The 26,572-nt window shown below is 63.6% G+C and carries 22 protein-coding genes; 12 read left to right on the forward strand and 10 right to left on the reverse strand.

From position 1 onward, the window contains the following. Positions 1 to 4: 4 nt before the first annotated feature. The 4 genes from ACVOLL_RS15480 to cmk all read right to left on the reverse strand — a co-directional run bounded on the left by ACVOLL_RS15480 (position 5) and on the right by cmk (position 3,330). Positions 5 to 301 carry a lipopolysaccharide assembly protein LapA domain-containing protein gene (locus tag ACVOLL_RS15480; RefSeq protein ID WP_481513695.1) on the reverse strand — a complete coding sequence of 99 codons (297 nt, stop codon included), beginning with the start codon at positions 299 to 301 and terminating at the stop codon, positions 5 to 7. A gap of 82 nt (positions 302 to 383) precedes the next feature. Next, positions 384 to 689, reverse strand: a complete 306-nt coding sequence (locus tag ACVOLL_RS15485; protein ID WP_057628209.1) for an integration host factor subunit beta — start codon at positions 687 to 689, stop codon at positions 384 to 386. A gap of 87 nt (positions 690 to 776) precedes the next feature. Next, positions 777 to 2,462: a 30S ribosomal protein S1 gene (rpsA, locus tag ACVOLL_RS15490; protein ID WP_481508286.1), complete on the reverse strand. Its 1,686-nt coding sequence runs from the start codon at positions 2,460 to 2,462 to the stop codon at positions 777 to 779. A 193-nt stretch (positions 2,463 to 2,655) separates the two neighbouring features. Then, a complete protein-coding gene (gene cmk / locus ACVOLL_RS15495) occupies positions 2,656 to 3,330 on the reverse strand; it encodes a (d)CMP kinase (RefSeq protein ID WP_481513696.1) in 675 nt (224 codons plus the stop codon). A gap of 191 nt (positions 3,331 to 3,521) precedes the next feature. Between cmk and ykgO the strand changes: the two genes are divergently transcribed. The 6 genes from ykgO to ACVOLL_RS15525 all read left to right on the forward strand — a co-directional run bounded on the left by ykgO (position 3,522) and on the right by ACVOLL_RS15525 (position 8,140). Beyond that, positions 3,522 to 3,647, forward strand: coding sequence for a type B 50S ribosomal protein L36 (gene ykgO / locus ACVOLL_RS15500; protein WP_057628212.1), 126 nt, complete (start codon positions 3,522 to 3,524; stop codon positions 3,645 to 3,647). 197 nt (positions 3,648 to 3,844) lie between these two features. Then, the gene (locus ACVOLL_RS15505) at positions 3,845 to 4,174 is read left to right on the forward strand and encodes a hypothetical protein (protein WP_481513697.1); all 330 of its coding nucleotides are present in this window, start codon (positions 3,845 to 3,847) and stop codon (positions 4,172 to 4,174) included. Between the two features lie 69 nt (positions 4,175 to 4,243). Next, on the forward strand, positions 4,244 to 5,281 hold the full coding sequence (locus ACVOLL_RS15510; protein WP_481513698.1) for an agmatine deiminase family protein: 1,038 nt from the start codon (positions 4,244 to 4,246) through the stop codon (positions 5,279 to 5,281). A 204-nt stretch (positions 5,282 to 5,485) separates the two neighbouring features. Beyond that, on the forward strand, positions 5,486 to 6,373 hold the full coding sequence (locus ACVOLL_RS15515) for a carbon-nitrogen hydrolase (protein ID WP_481513699.1): 888 nt from the start codon (positions 5,486 to 5,488) through the stop codon (positions 6,371 to 6,373). An 11-nt stretch (positions 6,374 to 6,384) separates the two neighbouring features. Next, a complete protein-coding gene (locus ACVOLL_RS15520) occupies positions 6,385 to 6,915 on the forward strand; it encodes an N-acetyltransferase family protein (protein ID WP_481513700.1) in 531 nt (176 codons plus the stop codon). After that, on the forward strand, positions 6,908 to 8,140 hold the full coding sequence (locus tag ACVOLL_RS15525) for a TraB/GumN family protein (RefSeq protein WP_481513701.1): 1,233 nt from the start codon (positions 6,908 to 6,910) through the stop codon (positions 8,138 to 8,140). The genes ACVOLL_RS15520 and ACVOLL_RS15525 overlap by 8 nt, the downstream gene beginning before the upstream one ends. A gap of 358 nt (positions 8,141 to 8,498) precedes the next feature. On the opposite strand, the gene ACVOLL_RS15530 is transcribed toward ACVOLL_RS15525, so the two are convergent. From ACVOLL_RS15530 to ACVOLL_RS15540, 3 genes are read right to left on the reverse strand one after another with little or no spacing between them, the layout of a single operon-like run. After that, positions 8,499 to 11,570 (reverse strand): efflux RND transporter permease subunit, encoded by a 3,072-nt coding sequence (locus tag ACVOLL_RS15530; protein ID WP_481513731.1) that lies wholly within the window; start codon positions 11,568 to 11,570, stop codon positions 8,499 to 8,501. Between the two features lie 4 nt (positions 11,571 to 11,574). Then, positions 11,575 to 15,042, reverse strand: a complete 3,468-nt coding sequence (locus ACVOLL_RS15535) for an efflux RND transporter permease subunit (protein ID WP_481513702.1) — start codon at positions 15,040 to 15,042, stop codon at positions 11,575 to 11,577. Continuing rightward, the gene (locus ACVOLL_RS15540) at positions 15,039 to 16,175 is read right to left on the reverse strand and encodes an efflux RND transporter periplasmic adaptor subunit (protein WP_481513703.1); all 1,137 of its coding nucleotides are present in this window, start codon (positions 16,173 to 16,175) and stop codon (positions 15,039 to 15,041) included. Before ACVOLL_RS15540 ends, ACVOLL_RS15535 begins: the two co-directional genes overlap by 4 nt. A 220-nt stretch (positions 16,176 to 16,395) precedes the next feature. Here ACVOLL_RS15540 and ACVOLL_RS15545 point away from each other — a divergent pair, with 220 nt between their 5' ends. Continuing rightward, positions 16,396 to 16,773 carry a c-type cytochrome gene (locus tag ACVOLL_RS15545; protein WP_481513704.1) on the forward strand — a complete coding sequence of 126 codons (378 nt, stop codon included), beginning with the start codon at positions 16,396 to 16,398 and terminating at the stop codon, positions 16,771 to 16,773. Between the two features lie 9 nt (positions 16,774 to 16,782). Further along, on the forward strand, positions 16,783 to 17,244 hold the full coding sequence (locus ACVOLL_RS15550; RefSeq protein ID WP_481513705.1) for a c-type cytochrome: 462 nt from the start codon (positions 16,783 to 16,785) through the stop codon (positions 17,242 to 17,244). A gap of 220 nt (positions 17,245 to 17,464) precedes the next feature. Here the strand turns inward: ACVOLL_RS15550 and ACVOLL_RS15555 are convergent, their stop codons facing one another. Both ACVOLL_RS15555 and ACVOLL_RS15560 read right to left on the reverse strand, forming a co-directional pair. Next, on the reverse strand, positions 17,465 to 19,237 hold the full coding sequence (locus tag ACVOLL_RS15555) for a hypothetical protein (RefSeq protein WP_481513706.1): 1,773 nt from the start codon (positions 19,235 to 19,237) through the stop codon (positions 17,465 to 17,467). 13 nt (positions 19,238 to 19,250) lie between these two features. Continuing rightward, positions 19,251 to 19,850 (reverse strand): NfuA family Fe-S biogenesis protein, encoded by a 600-nt coding sequence (locus ACVOLL_RS15560; protein WP_481513707.1) that lies wholly within the window; start codon positions 19,848 to 19,850, stop codon positions 19,251 to 19,253. Between the two features lie 88 nt (positions 19,851 to 19,938). Here ACVOLL_RS15560 and ACVOLL_RS15565 point away from each other — a divergent pair, with 88 nt between their 5' ends. Genes ACVOLL_RS15565 through zupT form a run of 3 tightly spaced genes read left to right on the forward strand, consistent with a single transcriptional unit; the run spans position 19,939 to position 21,534 of the window. After that, on the forward strand, positions 19,939 to 20,286 hold the full coding sequence (locus ACVOLL_RS15565) for a 4a-hydroxytetrahydrobiopterin dehydratase (protein ID WP_481513708.1): 348 nt from the start codon (positions 19,939 to 19,941) through the stop codon (positions 20,284 to 20,286). A 1-nt stretch (position 20,287) separates the two neighbouring features. Beyond that, positions 20,288 to 20,704: an energy transducer TonB gene (locus ACVOLL_RS15570; protein WP_481513709.1), complete on the forward strand. Its 417-nt coding sequence runs from the start codon at positions 20,288 to 20,290 to the stop codon at positions 20,702 to 20,704. 20 nt (positions 20,705 to 20,724) lie between these two features. Then, complete coding sequence (gene zupT, locus ACVOLL_RS15575; protein ID WP_481513710.1) at positions 20,725 to 21,534, forward strand: zinc transporter ZupT; 810 nt, start codon at positions 20,725 to 20,727, stop codon at positions 21,532 to 21,534. A 185-nt stretch (positions 21,535 to 21,719) separates the two neighbouring features. On the opposite strand, the gene ACVOLL_RS15580 is transcribed toward zupT, so the two are convergent. Continuing rightward, positions 21,720 to 22,691, reverse strand: a complete 972-nt coding sequence (locus ACVOLL_RS15580) for an RluA family pseudouridine synthase (RefSeq protein WP_481513711.1) — start codon at positions 22,689 to 22,691, stop codon at positions 21,720 to 21,722. A 411-nt stretch (positions 22,692 to 23,102) separates the two neighbouring features. Between ACVOLL_RS15580 and rne the strand changes: the two genes are divergently transcribed. Beyond that, a complete protein-coding gene (rne, locus tag ACVOLL_RS15585; RefSeq protein ID WP_481513712.1) occupies positions 23,103 to 26,303 on the forward strand; it encodes a ribonuclease E in 3,201 nt (1,066 codons plus the stop codon). Positions 26,304 to 26,572 lie beyond the last annotated feature (269 nt).

Consider the following 26,572-nt stretch of genomic DNA (forward strand, 5'->3'; position numbering starts at 1 on the left):
TTGCTCAGCGTCCGTCAAAAGGAGAAGGTGTCTGCGCGGCAGGCGCTGCAGGCTCGGATGCCGTTATGGCGGCTTTATTGGCGCGACGCAGCTTGGTGTACATAGGGATCACCAGCGCCGCCATCACCATGCCACCGCCTACCAGGGCGCCGAGCAACAGCGATGCAATGATTGCGATACCCGAGGTGGTCTTGAGCACCCAGAACGCAAGGCTGATTTCGATGGGCTGCGAGTTGAGCGAGCCGATCACCAGGCCGCCTATCAACACCGCCAGCAGAATCACTAATCGAACGGTCTTCATGCGCCGGCTTACTCCTGTTACAAGAGCCCGTAGCTTACCGTTCGGCGGAAAAAATGGCAGCAGTCAATCCGCTGCGCAACACTCAGGCGGGGTCGCTTTCCAGCGGAACCACCGAGCTCACGCGCTCGCGCAGCTCCTTGCCCGGCTTGAAATGCGGCACATGCTTGCCCGGCAGCGCAACCGACTCACCCGTCTTCGGGTTACGGCCCAAGCGCGGCGGGCGGTAATGCAAGGAAAAACTACCGAAACCGCGGATCTCGATGCGGTCACCGGAGGACAGCGCCCCACCCATCATTTCCAGCAACGACTTCACCGCCAGATCGACATCATCAGCCTTCAGGTGCGCCTGATGGCGCGCGAGGATTTCGATCAATTCGGATTTGGTCATTGCGTACTCGTCAATGGCAGGGTCTTACCCTGAAACGGCCCGGACTGTTGTCCGGGCCGCCAGGTCAAATCTACAACAGGAAGCCGATTACTCGGACTTGTTGCCGTTCAGCTGTGCACGCAGCAGTGCGCCCAGCTGGGTGGTGCCGCTGGATGCCGAAGAGGACTGGTATTCCTCCAGCACTTCGCGCATTTCGGCATCATCCTTGGCCTTGATCGACAGCTGCAGGGTACGGCCCTTACGGTCCATGCCCACGAACTTGGCTTCGACCTTGTCGCCGACCTTCAGGAACTGGGTCGCGTCGTCGACGCGCTCGTTGGCAACGTCACGTGCCGAGACGTAGCCTTCGATGCCGTCAGCCAGCTCGATGGTTGCGCCCTTGGCATCCACTTCCTTGACAACGCCTTCGACCTTCGAACCCTTCGGGTTGGCAGCCATGTACTGGCCGAACGGGTCCTGCTCAAGCTGCTTGACGCCCAGCGAGATGCGCTCGCGCTCCGGATCGACGGCCAGGACCACTGCGTCCAGGGTGTCGCCCTTCTTGAAGTTGCGAACCACGTCTTCGCCGGTGGTGTTCCAGCTGATGTCCGACAGGTGAACCAGGCCGTCGATGCCGCCGTCCAGACCGATGAAGATACCGAAATCGGTGATCGACTTGATCTGACCGGAAACCTTGTCGCCCTTCTTGAAGATGGCGGCGAAGGTTTCCCACGGGTTGGCAGCAACCTGCTTCATGCCCAGCGAGATACGACGACGCTCTTCATCAACGTCCAGCACCATCACTTCGACTTCATCACCAACCTGGACAACCTTGGACGGGTTGACGTTCTTGTTGGTCCAATCCATCTCGGACACGTGCACCAGGCCTTCAACGCCCGGCTCGATCTCAACGAACGCGCCGTAATCGGTCACGTTGGAGACCTTGCCGAACACGCGGCTGTTGGCCGGGTAACGACGTGCGATGTTGTCCCACGGATCTTCGCCCAGCTGCTTCAGGCCCAGCGAAACGCGGTTGCGCTCGCGGTCGAACTTCAGCACGCGCACGTCCAGCTCGTCGCCGACGTTCACGACTTCGGACGGATGGCGCACGCGCTTCCATGCCATGTCGGTGATGTGCAGCAGGCCGTCGATACCGCCCAGGTCCACGAATGCGCCGTAATCGGTCAGGTTCTTGACGACACCCTTCAGGATTGCGCCTTCCTGCAGCTTGTCCATCAGCTGCTCGCGCTCTTCCGAGTGCTCGCTCTCGACAACTGCACGACGCGACACGACCACGTTGTTACGCTTGCGGTCCAGCTTGATGAGCTTGAATTCCAGCTCCTTGCCTTCCAGGTAGGCCGGGTCGCGCACGGGGCGCACATCGACCAGCGAACCGGGCAGGAATGCGCGGACATCCTTGATGTCCACGGTGAAACCACCCTTGACCTTGCCGCTGATGCGGCCGGTGATGGTTTCGTTCTTTTCCAACGCTTCTTCCAGCTCGTCCCACACCATGGCGCGCTTTGCCTTCTCGCGCGACAGGATGGTTTCGCCGAAGCCGTTTTCGATCGAGTCCAGTGCAACCTTTACCTGGTCGCCCACGCCCACGTCGATTTCACCAGCGTCGTTACGGAACTGTTCGATCGGCACGATGCCTTCGGACTTCAGGCCGGCGTTGATCACGACCACGTCGCCGCGGACTTCAACGACGGTACCGATAACGATGGCACCGGGCTTCAGCTTGGCCAGATTGGCCTGACTGGCTTCAAACAGTTCTGCAAATGATTCGGTCATTAGATTTACTCAGTTGAACATATGGACAGCGGATCTGTTGCGAAAACCCGTACTGTCCAGCCTGTTGGACGACCCCATGGCAGCGGCCGAATGTGAATGAAAAAGCCCACCACGCACCATTGCGCAGCGGGTTGTTGCAACATCTTTGCTACGACTGCGACCGATCAACTGATCGCACTCAACGCCGCGAGGATCAGGCTTCCTTGGAAGCCAGATCCAGCACCTTGGCAACGACGTCGTCGATGCCAATACCGCTGGTGTCGATGAGGATGGCGTCATCGGCCGGCCTCAGGGGCGCCACTGCGCGCTGTGCATCACGGGCGTCGCGGGCCATGATCTCACGCAGGAGGTCTTCAAAGTTAACCGAAACCCCTTTTTCTTTCAACTGTTTATGCCGCCGCTCGGCCCGCTCCTCGGCGCTCGCAGTCAGGAAAACCTTGAATGGGGCGTCAGGGAAGATGACGGTGCCCATGTCGCGACCGTCGGCCACCAATCCGGGCAAAACCCTGAATGCGCGCTGACGCTCCTTCAGCGCGGCGCGGACCTCAGGGATGGCCGCAATGGCCGAGGCCAGGGCACCCGTGGTCTCCAAGCGCAACTCATCGGTGGCATCGGTACCATTGACCAGCACCCGCAGGCTCTCACCCTGCTCCACGAACTGCACCTTGGTATCAAAAGTGCAGCGCACCAGCGCCGAGGCATCGGAGGTATCGATGTCGGCCCAACTGGCAGCTACGCCCACCGCGCGATACAGCGCACCAGAGTCCAGATAGTGCCAGCCCAGCTGGCGGGCAACGATGCGACTGACGGTACCCTTGCCGGCCCCGGACGGGCCATCAATGGTAAGAACGGGGGGCAGCTGGCTCATTTAAAGGCCTGTCTGGAACGAGAATCGGGCTATTCTAACGCCCCGCACCGCCCTGCCTGCACCCGTTTGCATGCAAGCACTTGAACTGGCGCAGAAATACCCAGTAGAATGGCGGGCTTGAACGGGCGTTATCCTGCATATCCGCGGCCACGCTCCTAAGATCTCCTTACCAGTATCCGCCGAGGTATGTCATGAAAGTTCTGTCCTCCCTGAAGTCGGCGAAGACCCGTCACCGTGATTGCAAAGTTGTGCGCCGTCGCGGCAAGATCTTCGTGATCTGCAAGTCGAACCCGCGCTTCAAGGCTCGCCAGCGCTGAGCCAACTGGCGCAAGCCAGCGCTTGGTCCGCGAGGATCGAGCAACGCCAAAAAGCCGCCCTTGGGCGGCTTTTTGCGTACCGGGCCAAGCGCCGTGATGATGCATTGCTGACTGCGTGCAGCAATAACGGCGCAGGACTGCACTTTCGTCGCCATTTTTTGCTGTAATCGCAGCCTGTCCTCTGGGGAGATGTGACCATGAAGCACGCATTCAAGATTTTGAGCCTGATCGCCGTTCTGGCTAGCGCACCGGCAGTGCACGCTGACACCTTGTTGATTGAACGCGCACAGGAAAAGCCAGCCCAAGCCATTCCGGCCCGCGGCCAGAGCATGGCCGAGGTGGAAGCTCGCTTCGGTGCGCCCAGCGAACGCATGGACCCGCGCGGCGGCCAGAAGCGTCAATGGCCGACCATCAACCGCTGGGTCTACCCGGCGTTTACCGTGTACTTCGAAAAGCAGCGCGTGATCGATGTGGTGGCCCGCCAGGCCAGCCCGGATGAAGTCGGGCCCAAGCCGCCGATCCGCTGAACCCTTTCCAGGCAGCAGGCCCCGGCCTGCTGCACCAACGCCCTGACGGGCCGAATGTATCCGAGAAGAATGAACGAAACGCTCCGCTTTCCAGCCGAATGGGAAACCCAGTCCGGCGTATTGATCGCCTGGCCTAACGCCGACACCGACTGGGCCGAGCGCCTGGCTGAGGTTGAGGAAACCTACATCGCGCTGGTCAGCGCCATCACCCGCTACCAGCCTGTGCTGATCTGCGTGGCCGATGACGACATCGAGACCTACGCGGAAATGCGCCTGCGCTCGAATCGCGTGGACATGGATCGCGTGCAGTTCGTCACCGCGCCTTACGACGACACCTGGCTGCGCGACTCCGGCCCGATCACCCTCAAGCGCGCCGACGGCAGCTTCCAGCTGCTGGACTTCCGTTTCACCGGCTGGGGCGGCAAGTTCGAGGCCAGCCTTGATGACCAACTGGTTGGCGTGCTCGACCAGGCGCAGGTGTTCAACAACGCGCAGGTCCGCAGCATTCCGTTCGCATTGGAAGGCGGCGCCATCGACACCGACGGTGCCGGCACCTTGCTGACCACCTGGAAGTGCCTGCACGAACGCCACCCGGAACGCGACCGCGAATCCCTCAGCGCCGACATGGCCGCCTGGATGCAGCAGGACCGCGTGCTGTGGCTGGACCACGGCTATCTGGAAGGCGACGACACCGACGCTCATATCGATACCCTCGCCCGCTTTGCCTCGGTCGACAGCATCGTCTACCAGAACTGCGACGATCCACAGGACTCACATTACGCCGAGCTGCAGGCCATGGGCGCCGAACTGGCCGCGCTGCGCACCAGCGAGGGCAAGCCTTATCGCCTGTTCCCGTTGCCGTGGGCCGAACCGGTCCTGGATGAAGGCCGCCGCCTGGCAGCCTCGTATGCCAACTTCCTGATCGTCAACGGCGCGGTGCTGATGCCGGCCTATGGCGACGCCGCCGATGACGCTGCACGTGACGTACTGGCACAGGCCTTCCCTGGCCGCGAAATCGTGCAGGTCCCCTGCCGCTCGCTGATCTGGCAGAACGGCAGCCTGCATTGCATCACCATGCAGCTGCCCGCCGGCCTGCTGAAGAACTGAGCTGATTCGCCTGTAGAGCCGAGCCATGCTCGGCTGAGCAGCACGTCGCGTATCCGTGCTTCATGGCGCCGGAACGAACAGCAGCCGAGCATGGCTCGGCTCTACCGGAAAGGCGCCATCTCCGCAGCCCCTCCGTTCAGCCCAGACCGCATTGTCAACGCGCATCCGCGTTAACATGCGCGTTTTCCCCCGCAGGATCGCAGCATGAACTCGCGCAGCCCTCTTACCGTCGCCCTGGTGCAGGAACGAAACCATGGTGATGCCGCCGCCAACCTGGCCGTGATCGACGCACGCGTAGCCGAGGCTGCCGCGCAGGGCGCGAAACTGGTGCTGCTGCAGGAACTGCATAACGGCGCGTATTTCTGCCAGCACGAATCGGTGGACGAATTCGACCTGGCCGAGCCGATTCCCGGCCCCAGCACCGAACACCTCGGCGCACTGGCCAAGAAGCATGGTGTGGTCATCGTCGGCTCGCTGTTCGAACGCCGCGCCGCCGGCCTGTACCACAACACCGCCGTGGTCTTCGAGAAAGACGGCAGCTTGCTGGGCAAGTACCGCAAGATGCACATCCCCGACGACCCGGGCTTCTACGAGAAGTTCTACTTCACCCCGGGCGACATCGGCTTCAAGCCGATCGAGACTTCGGTAGGTCGCCTCGGTGTGCTGGTCTGCTGGGACCAGTGGTATCCGGAAGCCGCCCGCCTGATGGCGCTGGCCGGTGCCGAACTACTGCTCTACCCGACCGCGATCGGCTGGGACCCGGACGACGTGCAGGACGAGAAGAACCGCCAGCGCGATGCCTGGGTACTCAGCCACCGCGGTCACGCCGTTGCCAACGGCGTGCCGGTGCTGAGCTGCAACCGCGTCGGCCACGAAGCCTCGCCGCTGGGCGCGTCCGGCATCAACTTCTGGGGCAACAGCCACGTGCTGGGCCCGCAGGGCGAGTTCATTGCCGAAGCCGGCACCGATGCAACCCTGCTGGTCTGCGACGTCGACCTGCAGCGCAGTGAGCACGTGCGCCGCATCTGGCCGTTCCTGCGTGACCGCCGCATCGATGCTTACGGCGACCTGCTCAAGCGCTACATCGACTGACCGGACCTGACATGAGCCTGCAACTGCGCCCCGCAACACCTGCTGATATCCCGGCCATCACCGCGATCTACGCGGTGGAGGTGCGCGAGCTGGTCAACACCTACGAATACGAGGTGCCCAGCGCAGCGGACATGGCGCAGCGCATGCAGGACATCACTGCACGCGGCTTTCCCTACCTCGTCGCCACCATTGACGACGAGGTAGCCGGTTACGCCTATGCCAACAGTTACCGTGCCCGCATCGCCTATCAATGGACCGTGGAGAACTCGGTCTATGTCGATGGTCGTTTCCAGGGCCAAGGCGTTGGCAAGGCCTTGATGCAGGCCTTGATCGATGAATGCACCGCGCGCGGTTACCGGCAGATGATCGCGGTGATCGGCGAGCCGACCAATACCGCTTCGATCAAGCTGCACGAACGCTTTGGCTTCGAGCTGGTTGGCGTTTTCCGCGGCCTTGGCCGCAAGCACGGGCGCTGGCTGGACACGGTACAGATGCAACGCGCACTCGGCGACGGTGCCGACAGCACTCCTTCCAATGAATGAAGCAATGACTGACTCCTCTATTGAAACCGGCGGCGACCTGCTGGCCGGTCAGCCCGTGCGCGTGGTTGAACGCGACGGCGTGCGTTACACCTTGCTGGGTACTGCCCATGTCTCTGCAGCCAGCGTACAAGCGGTTGAGCAGGCTATCGCCAGCGGTCAGTACGACGCGGTCGCGGTTGAGCTGGACCCGCAGCGCCTGCAGGCACTGACCAATCCCAAAGCGCTTGCCCAGCTGGATCTGGTCGAAGTGATCCGCAAGGGTCGCGTGGCGCTGTTCGCCGCCAACCTCGCGCTGGCCGCCTATCAGCGTCGCCTTGCCGAGCAACTGGGCATCGAACCCGGTGCTGAGCTGAAGCGCGCGGTGGAACTGGCCAAGGCCAATGATCTGCCGGTACACCTGATCGACCGCGATGTCGGCCTCACCTTCCGCCGCGCTTCGCAGAGCCTTGGCTTCTTCGGCAAGGTCAAGCTGGTGATGGGTCTGGGTGCCGGCCTGTTCTCGTCCGAGGATGTGGGCGAAGAAGAAATCGAGAAGCTCAAGCAAGGCGACATGCTGGAATCGAGCTTCGGCGAGTTCGCCAACGAAAGCCCGGCGCTGTACCAGGCCATCATCGGCGAGCGCGACCGCTACATGGCCACGCGTCTGCGGGAGGAACACAACAGCGAGCAACGCAATGTGCTGGCAGTTGTTGGCGCGGGTCACCTTGCGGGGTTGGCCCGCTATCTGGAAACCGATACCGAGGCACCCGGCCCGCTTCGCGAGCAGTTGGAGTCGGTGCCGAAGAAGCGCAACATCCCGTGGATCACTCTGGGCATCCTGGCCATCGTGCTGGGCGGCATTGGCTTTGGCTTCTGGAAGGGCGGCATGGGCATGGGTGCCGACATGCTGCTGACCTGGGCGATGTTCACCGGCGGCCTGGCTGGCTTGGGCGCGCTGCTCGCTGCCAGCCATCCGCTGAGCATTCTGACCGCGATTGTGGTTGCGCCGTTCAAGCCCTTCCGTTTGAGCATTCCCACCGGTGCGTTTTCGGCGCTGGTAGAGACGCGGCTGCGCAAGCCCACGTATCAGGACTTCCTGCAACTGCGTGACGATGCGCAGAGCGTGAAAGGTTGGTACCGGAATCGTGTCACCCGCATCGTGCTGACTTTCATGCTGACCAATCTGGGCAGCATGTTGGGGCTGTGGCTTACCGGCTTCAGTGTTTATGGGAAGTTGGCTGGGTGAGGCCTTTGGGGCTTTGAAGCTTTGAGGCTGTAGAGCGCAAAAAGCGTAGAAGCGCCCTCACCCCTACCCCTCTCCCGCAAGCGGGAGAGGGGATTTGATTTCATGCATTTTCTTCTACTGCAGCCTCCCCGGCTTGCGGTAGCCAAAGCCATATCTCAAGCACTAGCTTGTGCTTCGGTTTTGGCCTCGGTTTTGGCTTTAGCCTCGGTTTTGGCTTCGGCTTCCGCCCTTGCTCCAGCTGTCCCCTCTCCCGCATGCGGGAGAGGGGTAGGGGTGAGGGCAGCTCTTGCTTCAGCTGTTGCTCTTGCCTTCGCTGCTGGTCGTCGACGCAGCTACAGCAGCCCTGCCCTCCAACTGATCAACTCTCTGCAACGGCGCCCCGCTCCAACGCAGGCAGCCCACGCGCGCGCCGCACCAACCGCGCCGTTCCAGTACGCAGATCATCCAGCAGCGCGTAGATGGTCGGCAGGAACAGCAAGCTCACCACGGTGGAGAACGCCAATCCACCCGCAATCGCACGCGCCATCGGGTAGTACGGCGGCATGCCATCGGCCGTGGTCGTGTTCAAGGCAATCGGCACCATCGCCAGGATCGCCGTACCCATCGTCATCATGATCGGCCGCAGACGCTCGCGACTACCCTCGATCAAAGCCTCGGTACGCGACACGCCGCGTCGGCGCAGATTGTTGATGTGCTCGATCATCACGATGCCGTTGTTCACCACCACGCCCATCAGCACCAGGATGCCGATTACCGCCATGATGTTCATCTCGGTGCCGGTCAGCCAGAACAGCCAGTACACGCCATAGATCGAGAACAGCACGCAGGACATGATCGCCGCCGGGAACAACAACGACTCGAACACCGCCGCCATGATCACCACCATCAAGATCAGGGCAATGAAGATCGCCGTCACCATCTGGTCCATGCCATCGAAGTTGATGTTGAAACCCGCACCATTGAACGTATAGCCATAGCCCGGCGGGAACTGCACGCGGTCCAGGGTCTCCTCGACCGACTTGCGGGCCTGATCCATCGGCACGTCCTTGGCCAGGCCGGCCTCGATACGCAACATGGTCTGCCGGTTCAAGCGCTGGATGGAGTTGGCCGCCGGATTGACGTTCACGTCCACCATCGCCAGCAACGGAATCTCCTTGCCACTGGAGCTGCGCACCATGAACGAAGACAAGTCCTCGATGCTGTAGTTCTCCGAGCCTGAGAAGCGCACGTTGACCGGGATCTCAACGTCATCACGGTGGAAGTCACGCAGCGATGAACCACGCAGCGCCATGCCCACGAACTGCGCCACCTGCTGGGCACTGAAGCCATACGAAGCTGCTCGTTCGCGGTTGACCCGCACCGCCAGCTCGGCATTGGCATCACCCACGTCCACACGCACGTCGCGCAGCTTGGGGTCACGCGCAAGGATCGGCACGATGTCATCGGCAAGCTCGCGCAAGGTCTGGCTTGAATCACCCACCAGACTGAAACGCAGTCCTCCCCCCTCGCTGCCCATGCCACCCGGCCAGCCAATACCGATCTTGGCGCGCGCCGACTGCGGCAGCCCCTTGCGCACCTCTTCCTCGATCTTCTTGCTCTGCTCGCGGTCGTCCACGGTCAGGTACAGGCGCGTCTGCGCCCAGCCCTGCTCAGCAAAGCGGCTGTAGACGCGCTTGATCTTGAACTCGTCGCGGTTGGCGTTGACGAAGTCCTCGACCCGCTGCACTTCCTTGCCCATCTCTTCCTTGGAATAGGAACCCTTCCATTGGTAGAAGATATTGATCTCGTCCGGATCGTTGTCGTCACCGCCGCCGGTGGTGTGGGTCATCGGCCACACGCTGAGCACCGACACCAGCACGATACCGGCCACGCTCCAGCCACGGTTCTGCAGGGTCCAGCGCAGTATCCGCGCATAACGCTCCTGCAGACGGCTGATGAACGGCGACTTCAAGGCCGGCGGCGTCTTCATCCGCGCAGACAGCATCGGAATCAGGCTCACCGCCACCAGCCACGAGGCCAGCAACGAGAACGAGATGGTCAACGCCAGCTGGGTCAGGTAGATGGTGATGATGTTCTTCTCGCCGAACATCATCGGCAGGAACACCACGCAGTGGCACAAGGTGCCGGCCGACAGTGCGATCGCCACATGGCGGGTACCGATGATGGATGCCATCTCCGGTTTGCCGGGGTATTTCTCGCGCTCCTGGTAGATGCTCTCCACCACCACCACGGCGTTGTCCACCAACATGCCCACCGCCAGCAACAAGCCCATCATCGAGATGATGTTCAGGCTGATGCCGGTGAAGTACATGAAGCCCAAGGTCATGATGAAACAGATCGGGATCGCCATCGACACCATCAGCGTCGATGGCCAATGGCGCAGGAAGGCGTACAGCACGATCACCGACAGCAGCAGACCGATCGCACCGGCCTCAGCCAGGGCCAGCAGCGAACTGGTGACCGCTTTGCCGGAATCCCACGCAATCTCGATATCGACACCGCGCAGGGCCGGATCCTCGCCCAACAACGCGACTTCCTTGGTCACAGCGCGCGACAGGTCCACCAGGTTCGCCGAGCGCTCCTTATAGATGTCCACGCCCACGCTGGGCTTGCCTTCCATGCGCCGCACATAGCTCATGCGCTGCGGCTGCAGGCTGACCTCGGCGATATCGGACAGGCGGGTACCGCGGTTGTTGACCGGCAGGTCGCGCAGCTCCTGCACTTCCAGCAGCTCACCCCTGGGTTGCACGCGCAGGCGGCGGCCGTCCTCGGTGATCTGTCCAGCCGATACCGCGAAGTTGGCCGCCTGCAGCTTCTGCACAAGGTCATTCAAGGCCACGCCGTGGGCACTGATCCGATCCTTGTCCAGCGCGATCAGCACTTCCTGCTTGGCAACGCCTTCCACTTCGACGCGGGCCACGCCGGGCAGGCGCTCCAGCCGCTGCTTGATGGCGCGCTCGATCATGTCAGCGCGCGCGGTCAGGTCCTCGGCACTGTTCAGGCGCAGGCTGATCGCTTCCTGGTCGCTGGTGCTCCAGCGCTGCACGTAATAGCGGCGGAAGTCGTCCGGCAACTCGTCACGCACCGCGTCGATGCGCTCACGCGCTTCGGATGCGGCCATGGCGATGTCGCGGTTCCAATCGCTGAATTCGACCTGGATCTGGCCGCCCTCGGCGTTGGCGCGCGAGTTCATCGTCTTGATGCCGGGCATCGTGGCGATGGCCTCTTCAACCGGCCGCAGCAGGTTGCGCTCCACTTCTTCCGGGGTCGACCCCGGGTACGGCAGTGCAATGAAGAAGAACGGAATCGATGCTTCCGGCTCCGACTCCAGCGGTAGCTTGAACGCAGCAATCAGGCCGATCACCACCATCGACACGAACAGCATGATGGTGGTGACGGGGCGGCGGATGGACAGCTCGGTGATGTTCATCCGCTCAGTCCTTGATGCCGCCGATGGGGTCCTGCTCATGGCTCAGCACCTGCTCGGCCTGAGCCATCGCCTGACGCGCACGACGGCCACGCTCGGCGTAGTACTCGTCCGGCTTGCGGTCCAACAGGTCGTACACCACCGGGATCACCAGCAAGGTCAGCATGGTCGAGACCAACAAGCCGCCGATCACGGTGATCGCCATCGGCGAGCGCACTTCGGCACCTTCACCGAAGGCCAGGGCCAGCGGCAGGAAGCCAAACACCGCGCACAGCGTGGTCATCATGATCGGACGCAGACGCGAACGTGCGCCTTCAACCAGGGCCTCACGCTTGGCCACACCCTCCTCGCGCAGCTGGTTGACCTTGTCGATCAGGATGATGGCGTTCTTCACCACCAGACCGACCAATAGAATCAAGCCGATGAACACCACCACCGAGACAGGTGAACGCGCCAGCAGCAAGGCCGCAACCGCGCCAACCAACGCCAGCGGAATGGTGAACAGAATCACGAAGGGATGCAGCAGCGATTCGAACTGCGATGCCATCACCAGGTAGACCAGGAACACCGCCAAGGCGAAGGCAAACAGCAGCGAGCGGATCGATTCGCCCAGCTCCTGGCCCTGGCCACCGATGTGCATCCCTACGTCGGTGCCCAGCGGGTTCTTGGCCACCATGTTCTGCACTTCGGTGATGGCCTTGCCCAGGTCGATATCGCGCAGGTTGGCCGAGACAATCGCCACGCGGCGCTGGTTGGCGCGGTGGATTTCGCTCGGGCCGGTGGTGGCGATCACGTCAGCCACCGAGCCCAGTTCGATCGCCTTGGCGCCGGTCGGGTTGACGATCAGGCGGCGGATGTCGTTCACCGAAGAACGCTCCGACTCCTGCACACGCACCAGCACGTCGATCTTGCGATCACGGAAGCTGTAGCGGGTGGCGACATTGCCCTTGACCTTGTTGACCACCGCATCGGCGATCTGACGCGTGGTCAGGCCCAGTGCTGCAGCGCGGTCCTGGTCGAACACCACCTGGATTTCCGGGAAGCCCTGCTCCACCGTCGACTTGACGTCAGCATAGTGCGGATTCTCGCGCAGCATGCCGGCCAGACGATTGCCGGCGACACGGATGTCTTCGAGATTATTGCCCTCGATTTCGATTTCCAGCGGCGGCGACAGCGCGAACAGCTCCGGGCGGGCAAAATCCACCTGCGCCGACGGCCAGGCCTTCATGGTTTCACGCAGCTTCTCGGTCAGTGCCGGCTCGAGCTTGGTGTCATTCATCACCACCGACAGCTTGCCGATGTTCTCACCGCTCTCGGTAGGGCTGGCATCCAGTCGCGTACCGGTGCCGGAGACGCCGTACAGCAGACGCACACCTTCTTCGTCCGCATGCTTGCGCTGCACTTCGCGCACCAGCGCATCGGTCTGCGCCAGCGGCGTGCCGGGCGGCAGCTTGGCGGTCATCTCGAAGCGGTCCTGGGCCAACTGCGGCAGCAGGTCCACACCCAGCAGCGGCAACGCCGCCAGGGTCAGGCCAAAGGCCAACGTTGCAAAACCCAGGATCGGCCACGGGCGCTTCAATGCCGCCGGCAGCGCGCGCAGATAGCCAGCCTCGGCGCGGCCATACGGCGCCATCGCCAGATCACTGGCCTTGCGCATCACCGGACCGACCACCGCAGCGATGCCACGGAAGATCCGCACCACGCCCCAGGCCAGGAAATAGAAGCCATAGCGGAACATCGCGCCGATGCCACGGCCGGCATAGGCCGCCGGCTTCTTCCAACGGCTCTCCGGGCGCCACGGCTCACGCGGATCCTCGGCCGGGAACTCCAGCGGCGGACGGCCCTTCAGCGCGCTCAGCATCGGGATCAAGGTCATCGACACCACCAGCGACACCGCAATGGCGATCGACACGGTCAAGGCCTGGTCGCGGAACAACTGGCCGGCGATGCCTTCGACGAATACCAGCGGCAGGAACACCGCAATGGTGGTCAGGGTCGAGGCAACCACTGCCATGAACACTTCACGGGTGCCCTTGATCGCCGCTTCCAGAATGCCCATGCCGCGCTCACGCGCCTTGGCGATGGATTCCAACACCACGATCGAGTCATCCACCACCAGACCAGTGGCCAGCGCCAGGCCGCCCAGCGACATCACGTTCAAGCTCAGGCCGAGCTGGCCCATGAAGAAGAATGTGGCGATGATCGAGATCGGCAGCGACAGCGAGATCACGAAGGTGCTCCAGCCATCACGCAGGAACAGGAAGATGATCAGCACCGACAGCAGGCCACCGATCACCGCATCGATCTTGACGTCCTTGATGGCGTGGCGGATGAAGACCGACTGGTCCTCCACCATCGTCATCTCGATGTCCTTGGGCATCTCCTTGCGGATGGTTTCGAGCTTGGCTTCCAACGCATCGGCGGTGGAAACGGTATTGGCGTCGCCTTCCTTATAGACCGCCAGCTCAACAGCCTCGTGACCGCCAGCGCGGATCACCGCCTCGCGTTCCTTATAGCCTTGGCTTACCTGTGCTACATCTTTCAGGCGCACGCTGGGCGCGCTGCTGCTGCCATCGCTGCGCATCGCCGCGATCACATTGGGATCGCTGCTGCCGAGGATGGCCGACATCAGCTGGCGGTTTTCGCCGGCCGAGCTTGCAGTGCTGGAGCCACTGGCCGTGGTCAGCAGCATCTCGCGCATCTGTTCAACGGTGGCGAACTGGTTGACGGTACGCACCAGGTAACGCTGCGAGCCTTCTTCCAGTCGACCGCCGGAAAGATTGACGTTCTCCTGCTGCAGGCGCTGGATCACCGTGTCCAACGACAGCCCCAGAGCAGCCAGCTTGCGCTGGTCGATATCGACCTGGATCTCATCTTCCAGACCACCGCCAACCTTGACCGCGGCCACACCGCTGACCGGCTCGAGCTTGCGCTTGAGGTCTTCGTCGGCATAGCGACGCAGCTCCATCAGGCGGCGCACGGCATCGGCGTCGTTGCCGGCTTCCTGCTTGGACGACAGTGCCAGCCGCATGATCGGCTGGGTCGAGGGATTGAAGCGCAGCAGTACCGGCGGCTTGGCCTCCAGCGGCAGCTGCAGCGTCTCCATCTTGTCGCGCACGTCCAGCCCGGCCTGCTGCATGTCCGTGCCCCAGGCGAATTCCAGCACCACGTCGCTTTGACCGGTGCGGGAAATCGACTTGAGTTTGCGCAGGCCCTTGACGATGCCCAGCGCTTCTTCGGCTGGCTGCGAAATCAGTGTTTCCACTTCGGCCGGCGCCGCACCTTCGTAATCGGTACGCACGGTCAGGGTGGGATAACTCAGGTCCGGCAGCAGTTCGACCTTCAGGCTGGACAGCGAGATCAGGCCAAACAACACCAGGGTCAGCGTCATCATCGCGATGGTGACGCGGCGGCGGGTGGCGAACTCGATCAGATCGAAGCCACCGCCGGAAGCCGACGGTCCGTGGTCACTCATTGTTTGGTCGCCTGTGCGGCTGCCGGCGCCTTGGCCGCCGCTGCGACCGCCTTCTCCTTGCCGATCACCTGCACCGCACTGCCTTCGCGCAGTGCAGCCTTGCCGGCGATGACGACTTCATCACCCTGCTTCAGACCGTTGCGCACCTCGATGAAGCCGGCATCGTCGTAACCCAGGGCCAATTCGGTACGCACGGCCTTGCCGTCACGCACCACATAGACCGCCGGCTTGCCACCGTCTTCCAACAGCGCGGTACGCGGCACCACCAACGCATCGGCGCGCTGGTCGTAGTTGATGCTCAGGCGGCCGAACATGCCGGCCTGCAATGCGTCTTCGCCAGTGAAGGTGGTGACCACGCGGAAGGTGCCGGTGCCGTTGTCGACCACCGGCGCAACGCGGTCCACGCTGCCGGTGAAGGGCTTGCCCGGCAATGCATCAACCTGCAAGGTCACTGCCTGGCCCGGCTTGAGCTTGGCGATTTCGCGCTCGGGCACATTGAGGGTGGCTTCGAGCTGGCCACTGTCGACGATGCGGATGATCGGCGAGTTGATCTGCACGAAGTTGCCCGGCTTGATGTCGCGCGAAGCGATCACGCCAGAGATAGGTGCAACCACCGTTGTGTAGGACAACTCCAGCGTCGCCATCCGGTACATCGCGCGCGCGTTCTCCAGGTCATAGCGCAGCTGGTCCACGTCGGCAGCGCTGACCAGCTGCTGCTGCACCAGCTTCTCGGCGCGGTGATAGCTGTTCTCCAGCTTGCGCATCTGGGCCTCGCTCTGAGCCACGCTCAGACGCGCGCGGTCCGGGTCCAGCCGGACCAGCGGTTGGCCAGCGCGCACCAGTTGGCCTTCTTCGACCAGCACCGCCAGCGCCACGCCGGAGGTCTTTGCGACCACCTGCGATTCAGCGCGCGGCTCCAGCGCCGCGGTACCGGTATAGCTGGCAGCAATGGCACGGCGCTCGGCCTTGGCCACTTCCACCGGCACGGCGTCACTGGCCTTCTGCTCATCCGGCGTCTTGGCCTTGGCTTCCTCGCCGCCGGCCTTGCAGCCGCCGAGCAACAGGGAAGTGGTGATCAGGAGTGCAGCAGCGCAGCTTCCGGTGCGGGCGTGCAGAGTGAAAAGTCGCGACATCGTCTTGTCCCTGGGGATGCGTAGGCAGGTGTTGTAGCAAAGTATTGCACCACCCCACATCAACACCATGCCCCGAAAGTCATGGGTACCACTAGTAGGTATGGGCTACCGCAATGCAGCATCCAAGCGCCTGTTCCGAACGGGTAAATACGCGGGCTATACTCGGCCCGTTCCGTATCCCACGGCGGAACCCCAGACCCGCTCACCGGACAAGGAAACCATGCGCTCGCAGCCGCTCGCCGCTTGTTTCGCTCTGGCTTTTGCCCTGACCTTCGGGGCCGCCCAAGCTGATCCGCAGTCTGCTACACCCGCCGTCGCCCCCGCCGCCACACCGGCGCCGGCCAGCACAGGCAATGCCGCTACCGGCCGAACCCTGGCCTATACCTGCCAGGGCTGCCACGGCATCACCGGCTACAAGAACGCCTACCCCAGCTACCGCGTGCCGAAGATCGGCGGGCAGTCGCCGCAATACCTGACCCAGGCGCTGACCGAGTACCGCGAAGGCAAGCGCAAGCATCCAACGATGCAGGCGCAATCGATGAGTTTCAGCCCGCAGGACATTGCTGATCTCTCCGCCTACCTGTCCACCCTCAAATAAGCGCCGACCATGACGAAAGCCACGCACGCACTGCGTTTGTCCATCGCCCTGTTCGCCGCCATGGGTCTGGCCGCCTGTACGCAGTCGGAGGTCGAGTCCAGCAGCAAATCCGCGGCCGACCCGGGCCACGCCAGCGGTGAACACGGTTCTAGGTCCTCAGCAGGCTTGCCCACTGGGCGCATCGCCGCCGGGGAGCACCTGGCCGCCGCCAAGGGCAAGGCCACCGGGCAGAGCTGCATCGACTGCCACGGTGCCGACGGCAACAACCCGATCGACCCCACCTATCCCAAACTCGGCGGTCAGTACGGCGACTACCTCGCCCACGCACTGCAGGCCTACCGTGCAAGCACCCGCGACCACATGCTGATGACGCCGCAGGCGCAGAACCTGAGCGATCAGGACATTGCTGATCTGGCCGCCTACTTCGGCTCGCGCCCCAGCCAGTTGCGCGACCTGCACGGCGTGGACTGAAGACAACCGTCGCAGCACCGCACTGACACAACAAAGCCGCCCTTGGGCGGCTTTGTTCGTATTGCGCAGTTATCACGCGATGCGCCTTGCCCTGTTTGTGGGAGCGGCGTAAGCCGCGAAGCTGACATGACCGAAACCTCAGGCAATTGCGTCATCTGATTCGGTACTAGCTTCGCGGCTTACGCCGCTCCTACAAAGAACCCAATCATATGGCGCGCCATCAGCGGCTACCGTTGTCTTCCTGCAGCTCTTTCTTGAAGGGGATATCCGGTGGCGGTCTTGCTTCTGCCGGCTGCTCCTGCATGTTCGGGTTGGTCAGGCCGCAACCGCCACCGAACTGCAGCATCGATACCACGCAGGAAATCTTGCTCTTTGAGCCGGGGATCGGAATCTCCACGCTCTTGATACCCCTGCGCACCCACTCGGCCAGCAGGGACTCGTTCGGCGCCCAGTACTTGTCGAAGGAGGTTGGTGTGTAGTCGTACGGCGGGCGCTTGAGCCAGGTGCCGGATTCGGCGATGCGCTCGCGGCTCCAGGTGTCGGCGTCACCGCCCGGCGCGCCACGCTTGGCCGCGTCCTGCGCCTGCCCCTCGTTGCCACCAAGCTTCACGCTGCCATCAGCATTGAAGAGCCCTGCTCCCTTGTCAGCCTGGCCGCCGGCGCTGCCAGCAACCTGACGCTGGGAAGCACCCCAATCATCGCCACGCGTCGGTGCAGCCCAACCGCCGCTGCGGTCGGCAGGTTTTGGTCCAGCTCCCGGGCTTGTACCCGGGCGCGGATTCGGATTTGCGGCAGCAGCCTGGCGCGCCGCGCTCGTCGAGGCGCCGGCCTGCGCCGTACTGGCTGATGTCTGGGCTGCAGCGGGAGCAGTCGAAGCCGATGTAGCCGGTTTGTCCGGCACGCCTGCTACCGAGCGCTCACGCACCGCCGTTGTCGGCGTCCTCACCTGCACTTCGGCATCGCGCGTGGGCAACGCGGCCATCGCTACCGACTCCTGCGGCGCGGTTTCGATCTGCCGCTCACGCACACCCAACTGCGGCGTGCGCACCTGCACCTGCGCGTCGCGCACGCGTGGCTGAGGAAGCGTGACCGTTTGTTGCTCGGCGACTTCGATCTGGCGCTCTCGCACCTGCACCTGGGAGGGGCGCAGCTGTACGGTGACCTCAGCCGGCTGGTGCGGCGAAGGAGTCGGCTGCGGACGATCAACCGCCGTTTCGACAGTACGCTCACGCACCTGGGTTTCCCGCGTGCGAAGTGTCGGCGCAGCCACCGCGACCGGCGGCACGATGAAATCAGTGGTTGGCCGAGTCGTTTCGGTGGCCTGCAAAGGCTGTTCGACAGGCGGCGCGGGTTCGGGTGTTACCGGCTCAGGCAGCGCAGGAACTTCCTGCATCGCTTGCGTCGCAGAGGGTTGCTCGGCCTGCTGCTCGATGGGCGCAGCGGCTGCGCTTGCGGCGGGCAAAGAAGCCGGGGTCTGCGCAGCGCCTGCAACCGGCTCCGCAGCAGCAATGCCCGCACCAGCCTCGGCATCCGGTGTACCACCGCCTTCATCCTTGGCGGTGCCATCGCCAATGAACTCCACCTGCACGCGCTCGCCTTCTTCGGCGTCCTGTTCCGGCACATTGCTGCGCACCAGCGCCACCCACAGCAACAGCAGCGCGAACAGCACGTGCAGGCCTGCACTGAAGAAACCCGCGAACCAGCGCAGGCCACGCTGATCGCGCGGCGGCGCTTCGCCACCATTCCAGAACAGCAACACGATGTGTTGCCACAAAGGCAAGGGCGCAGCTGCAGCCTCGCGAGGTCGCGGCGGCCGCGCCGCCATGGCTTCGGCGGCATCAGCATCAACAAAGGCGGACAGCCCTTTGGACACACGCGTGCGCAGCCAGTTGCTCCAGCTGTACGGCATGCCGGTGCGGCGATCGTGCAGGATGCTGGTCTGCCGGCGCGAGGCCAGCAGATTGATCAGCTCGGTAACCGATGTCACCGGCATGCGTGGTAGCGGCTCAGCCCGCGCCGTCGCGCGGAATATACGGGGCCTGACCGGTTTCGTGGTCGGTGGCGTCACGCACGGCGGTGATGCCCGGCACCCGGCCCATCAAGGTCTTCTCGATCCCCTGCTTCAAGGTCACATCGGCCATGCCACAACCATGGCAGCCACCGCCGAAACGCAGCAACACCACGCCGTCGGCCGACACTTCCTGCACGGCGACGCGGCCGCCATGCGAAGCCAGCTGCGGATTGATTTCGTTTTCAATCACCCAACGCACACGCTCGACGATGGACGCTGCATCACCCGGGGCTTCGCCCTTGATCTTGGGCGCCTTGATGGTCAGCTGCTGGGTACCGGCAGCCTGGGTGACGATGTCGATCTCGGCGCCGTCCAACCACGCCACGCTGGTGGCGGCGATGTACAAGGTGAAGCCATCGCAGTCCACGGCCCACTCATCACCGAGCAGGTCAGCGGGCTCGGCAAATTCAAGGCGCGCGTCTGCGCTCGGGGTTCCGGGGTCCATCGCGCTCAGGCGCACGCCCATCCCGGGCACGGCCTCGCGTTCGATCAACTTGCGGAAATGCGTTTGGGCGGTATCTGAGATCTGGATCATGCGGGTATTCTAGCCGTGTCTTGGTTGCCACCGATGGGACAGTGATTCCAAGGTCGGCACAGTTCAGTCACCTGTTATGGAGGTATGCATGGCCCCTGATCTCATCCCGCTGGCACAAGCGCACTGCAGCCCGCGCCGGGGCAGCGAATATCGCCTCGGTCAGGCCCGCGTCGCCGAGCTGCTACGGCAGATCCCGGGCTGGGAGCTGGCCGAGAACGGCCAGGCCCTGACCCGTACATTCCGCTTTGACAACTACCACGGCACCATGGCGTTCGTGAACGCTTTGGCCTGGGTTGCGCATCGCGAAGACCACCATCCCGACCTGGGCGTGCACTACGACCGCGCCGTTGTGCGCTTTTCCACCCACGATGTGGGCGGGCTGAGCGAAAACGACTTCATCTGTGCCGCCAAGGCATCCGCACTAACGGAGCAATGACATGAAACTGCGTCTGCTGTTCGCTGCAATGGGTACCGTGGCTGCACTGAGCGCCTGCAACTCCTCCAATCAACCCGATGCGCCGGTCATCGCCCCGACCGAAGTGGCTGCCGTGCAGACCCCGCCGCCGGACTACCCGGCCGAACTGGCCTGCACCGGCGTCGGCGGCAAGAGCGTGCTGCGCGTGGTGGTTGGCCCGCAGGGCACGCCTACCGAGGTCTCGCTGGTCACCAGCAGCGGCAACAGCCAGCTGGACGACTCCGCCGCGCGCCGCGTGCGCGAGTGGAAGTTCAACCCGGCCACCCGCAACGGCCAGCCGGTGCCCACCACCATCCAGGTACCGGTCAGCTTCAACCCGCCGGATCCCAAGCCAAACGAGTGCTTTGCCATCGAAGAACGCGCACGCCGCGGCGGCTGAGCCGGTAACGGCCTGCACGCATGCATGCGTTCTCCACTGACAACCTCTGGCTTGCGTTCGGCCTGACCTTCGCTGCCGGCCTGGCCACCGCCGTCGGCAGCCTGCTGGTCCTGTTCTCCAAGCGCCCGAACCCGCGCCTGCTGGCGTTCGGACTCACCTTTGCCGGCGGCGCGATGGTCTACGTCTCGCTGTCGGAGATCCTGAACAAGTCGATCGGTTCGTTCGCCCAGGCTTATGGCGACCGCCTCGGCTATACCTACGGCACCTTATGGTTCCTGGGCGGCGTGCTGTTGGTGGTGCTGATCGACCACCTGGTCCCGAACCCGCACGACAGCCTGGACAAGCAGGACCCGGCCTTTCACGACCACAGCCACAAACAGATTCGTCGGGTCGGCCTGCTCAGTGCAATTGCCATCACCGCACACAATTTCCCCGAAGGCCTGGCGACCTTCTTCGCCACCCTGGAAAGTCCCTCGGTCGGGCTGCCGCTGGCTTTCGCCATCGCCATCCACAACATCCCCGAAGGCATCGCCATCGCCGTGCCGGTGTATCTGGCCACTGGCCGCAAGTCCTACGCCTTCGCTGCCAGCCTGCTGTCGGGCCTGGCCGAACCGGTAGGCGCGGCCATTGGCTACTTCCTGCTGGCGGACGCCCTGTCCCCGGCCACCTTTGGCGCCGTGTTCGGGCTGATCGCCGGCATCATGGTGTTTCTGGCATTGGATGAACTGCTACCCGCCGCCAAGCGTTACGCCCAAGGCCACGAGACCGTTTACGGGCTGGTGATTGGCATGGCGACGATTGCGGTGAGCCTGGTGCTGTTCAAGTGGTAGGAAGCTCGGGCTGATAGCCTGCCCTGCCAAGCCAGAAATCGGATCCCTTGTGGGAACGGAGTAAGCCGCGAAGCTCGCACATCATCAGATGGCCGGGATGCAGGGCCCAAGCAAGGTCAGCTTCGCGGCTTATGCCGCTCCAGCAAACCCCGCATCACCATACCCCCACTCCCGGCTTCAAACCTTCAAAGCTTGTTCAGCGCATCCACCAGATCCTGCGGCAACGGCGCATTCAATACATAAGGTGTCTTGCCGCCATCCAGCGCGAACTCCAGCGAGGCTGCGTGCAGGAACAGGCGTTTAAGCCCGATCTGCTCGCGAAAGCGCTTGTTGACTACAGGATCGCCGTATTTGTCGTCACCTGCGACCGGATGGCCAATATGCTGGGCGTGTACGCGGATCTGGTGGGTGCGGCCGGTTTCAATCCGGACTTCGCAGTACGACTGCCCGCCGCGACGCTCCAATACCTTGAAATGACTCAGCGACGGCTTGCCGATCGCATTCACCTGAACATGGCGCTCGCCGCCCTGACGCAGGCCGACATGCAGCGGTGCATCGACACTCATTACACCGTCCGGCATGCGCCCGGCCAGCAAGGTCAGGTAGCGCTTCTGGATGCCGCCATGGTCTTCACGCAGCAAGGCCTGCAGCTCGACCAGAGCTGAGCGCTTCTTGGCCAGGATCAGCAGGCCGGAGGTGTCCCGGTCCAGCCGGTGCACCAGTTCCAGGTTCATGTTCGGCCGCAGCGCACGCATGGTCTCGATCGCACCGTGGCTGATACCGCTACCACCATGGCTTGCCACGCCGGTCGGCTTGTTGATCACCAACAGCTTGGCGTCCTCGAAGACGATGGCTTCTTCCATACGCTGCAGGAAGCTGCTCGGCGGCGGCGCCTTGTCTCCAATCTCATTGAGATTGACCGGCGGGATACGGACCTCTTCACCACCATCCAGCTTGCGGTCGGCCTTGGCACGGCCGCCATTCACCCGGACCTGGCCACTGCGGACCAATTTATAGACCAGGCTGCGTGGCGCGCCCTTCAGCTGACCCAACAAAAAGTTGTCCAGTCGCTGTCCTGCCCTGTCTTCGGGCACTTTGATCATGCGCACGCTGCTCTTGGCGGCAGGCGGTGCTTGGGGCTTGTCGGAATCAGTCATCGGCCTATTTATTCTGCTACACTCGGGGGGCGATATAAGGGTTTGATTTCGTTGGAAGTTGGTCAGGGCCAGAAGCCCCGCTCCCTACGAATCCGGCACAGTGCGCGGCCACCGCCCCCGGGGCGGCCATGTTAGCGGCTCGTCGGCGTTCCCGGCCATCGCCGGATGCCAAAAAAGCATCCGAGCTGGACGAAACCCATGTCCCGCGCGACGCCATCGGCTACGGCCGCGGGCGGCCGCCGGCCCTGAAACACCTAAAACAAGAAAGAAGCGCTCCCGCGGCCTGCCGTGGTGTCGTAGCGCTGGAAACCCAAGCCGCCCTGCCCGCGCCTGCGCGAATGGGCGGCGAACCGTGTCCAGAGGCGAAACCCCATGGCGTTCCGCGCGGTAGCAGCGCGCGAGGAACGCACAATGAAGCGAATGCTGATCAATGCCACGCAGGCTGAAGAACTGCGCGTGGCCATCGTCGACGGGCAAAACCTGTACGACATCGACATCGAGCAACCGTCCAAGGAACAGAAGAAGTCCAACATCTACAAGGGCCGCATCACCCGCCTTGAGCCGTCGCTCGAGGCTGCCTTTGTCGAGTACGGCGGCGACCGCCATGGCTTCCTGCCGCTCAAGGAAATCTCCCGCGATTACTTCCAGGCGGGCGTGGACCACAACAAAGCCGGCATCAAGGAACTCCTACGCGAAGGCCAGGAAATCGTCGTGCAGGTCGACAAGGAAGAGCGTGGCAACAAGGGCGCGGCCCTGACCACCTTCATCTCCCTGGCCGGCCGCTACATGGTGCTGATGCCGAACTCCCCCTCTGCCGGCGGCGTGTCCCGTCGCATCGAGGGTGAAGACCGCGCCGCCCTGAAGGAAGCGCTGGACAAGCTGAACATCCCCGACGACATGGGCGTGATCATCCGCACCGCCGGCGTCGGCCGCGATGCTGAAGAGCTGCAGTGGGATCTGGACTATCTGTTGCAGGTATGGCGCTCGATCGCCGAAGCCGCACTGACCAAGCCGGCCCCGTTCCTGATCTACCAGGAATCGCGCCTGATCGTGCGCGCCCTGCGCGACTACCTGCGCTCGGACGTCGGCGAGATCCTGGTCGACACCGAAGAGCTGTACGAGACCGCACGCGACTTCATGCAGCAGGTGATGCCGCAGACCCTGCGCAAGCTCAAGCATTACAAGGACGACATCCCGCTGTTCAACCGCTTCCAGATCGAATCGCAGATCGAGGCGATCTACGAGCGCAACGTGCGCCTGCCGTCCGGCGGCTCGATCGTGGTTGACCAGACCGAAGCGCTGACCGCGGTCGACGTCAACTCCGCCCGCTCCACCAAGGGCAGCGACATCGAAGACACCGCCTTCCAGACCAATCTGGAAGCGGCCGAAGAAGTTGCCCGCCAGCTGCGCCTGCGCGACCTGGGCGGCCTGGTGGTCATCGATTTCATCGACATGTCCTCCAGCAAGCACCAGCGCGAAGTCGAAAACCGCCTGCAGAATGCGCTGAAGTACGACCGTGCCCGCGTCCAGCTGGGCCGCATCTCGCGCTTCGGCCTGATGGAAATGAGCCGTCAGCGCCTGCGTCCGAGCCTGGGCGAATCCAGCCAGATCGTCTGCCCGCGTTGTGACGGTCAGGGCCGCATGCGCAGCATCGAGTCGCTGTCGCTGTCCATCATCCGCGTTGCCGAAGAGCATGCGATGAAGGAGAACACCGGACAGGTGTTGGTCCAGGCCCCGGTCGAGATCGCCAACTACCTGCTCAACGAGAAGCGCAGCGCCCTGCGTGAAATCGAGCAGCGCCATGACGCACCCATCGTCATCGTTGCCGACGAGCAGCTGCACACCCCGCACTACGAAGTCACGCGCCTGCGCGACAACGAGCTGGGTGAAGAGTCGAACAAGCCCAGCTACCAGCGCGGCACCCCGCGCAAGCTGCCGGTGCATGCATTGACCAAGGCACAGTTGAACATCCCGGCACCGGCCGTAACCCACGTCAAGCACAGCCAGCCTGCGCCGATCCGTGAAGTCGTCGAAGCCGCACCGGCTCCGGCACCGGTTGCCGCACCTGTCGCGCCCGCCGCAGGCGGCGTGATGGGTTGGCTGAAGCGCGTGTTCGGCGGCGAGCCGACCCCGGCCGCACAGCCTGCACAGCCGCAGCGTCAGGACAACGGCCGCAACAACCGCAACGAGCGCGGCAACCAGCGCCGTGACGGCCGCAACGGCCAGCAGGGCCGCGGCGGCAACGCCAATGCAAATGCTGGCGGCAACGCCAATGGCAACCGCCGTGATGAGCAGCGCCGCGAAGATCGCCGCCAGAACGCTGACAAGCCGCAGCAACAGGGCCAGCAGCAGGCACAGAACAACGCCCAGCAGCAGCCCAAGCAGCGCAATGAACAGCAGCGCGGTGAGCAGGCCCAGCAGCAGCCCAAGCAGCCGCGCAACAACGAGCAGCAGCAGGGCAAGCAGCCGAAGCAGCCCAAGCAGCCCAAGCCGCAGCAGGACAGCGACAAGCAGGTCCAGCAGCAGAACGTGCAAGGCGAGAAACCCGCACGCCAGCAGCAGCCACAGCAGGAAGCCGCTCGCGCAGCTGCACCGGCCGTTGCGGCACCGGTGGTTGCCGCGGCAGCGATTGTGGCAAACGAAGCCGTTGCCAACACCGATGCCGTGGTGAAGGAAAACACCATTGCTGCCGAGATCGCCAAGCCAGCGGTCGTCTCCGAGGAGCAGCCAGCAATGGCTGTGGTCGTCGACGAGAACGGCAACCCGGTTGCAGCAGCCGAAGACGGTGCCGGCGAAGCCGGTGGTCGTCGTCGTCGCGGTCGCCGCGGCGGCCGTCGCCGCCGTCGTGGCAACGGTGAAGGTGCCGCCGGCGGTGAAAACCTGGGCGGTGACGAGGATGGTCTGGACGCTTTTGATGACGCCGATGGCGACGTCAATGAAGCTTCGGCCAAGCCCGCCAGCAGCCAGCCCGAGTTCGAGTTCGATGACGAACCCGCAACTCCGGCCGCTCCGGCTTCCGCTCCAGTAGCAGCCAAGCCGGCTGTTGCTGCACCGGTGCAAGCTGCTGCAGCCGTTGTTGCGGTTGCTGCCGCAGCACCTGCCGCTGATGTCGAAGTGCTTGCTGTTGAAGCAACCGTTGTCGAAGTTGCCGCACCTGCACCGGTCGCTGCCGTCGAAGTGCCTGCTACCGCCGAACCAGCAGTGGTCAAGGCCGAGCAGGCAACCACCGCCCCGGCAGAAGCTGTCGTCGAAGCGGTCATCACTGCCCCGGTTGTCGCTGTGGTCGAAGCTCCGGTGGTTGTCAGTGCACCGGTAGTTGCCGCTGCACCGAGCGAGCAGGCCGCGCCTGTTGCACCGGTCAACACAGTGCCGACCCCCGTCAGCACCCTGCAGCCGGAACCGGCCGTAGTTGCAGCACCGGAGCCCGCAGCACCGGAGAACGGGCAGTTGTTCGCCCAGACCGCGGTTGTTGAGGAAAGCGCTGAAAAGCCGGTCGTCGAGACCGTAGCGCCGGCACCCGTCGTCGTCGCGGCTCCGGCCGTGCATGCCGACAGCGTCGTGACCGAAGCTGAGGCCGAGAAGCAGGAAGACGACCAGCCGCGTAACGGCTGATCCGTCAAGTTTGTGCAAAAACGGAAAGCGGCCTTCGGGCCGCTTTCTGCGTTTCTGGACCACGTAACCGCAGCGGCTGCGCTTCAAGCTTCTTGTGGGAGCGGCGTCAGCCGCGAAACACGCACATCATCAGAGGGCACAGCCGCCGGGGCTTGAGCAACGCCAGCTTCGCGGCTCACGCCGCTCCCACAGGCGAAGGTTGGGCTGGCGTGCCCCACAACGCCAAAAAAACAAAAAGAGCGCAACGTTGCCGCTGCGCTCTTCTGATT

The sequence above is a fragment of the Stenotrophomonas sp. STEN035 genome, assembly GCF_056759935.1.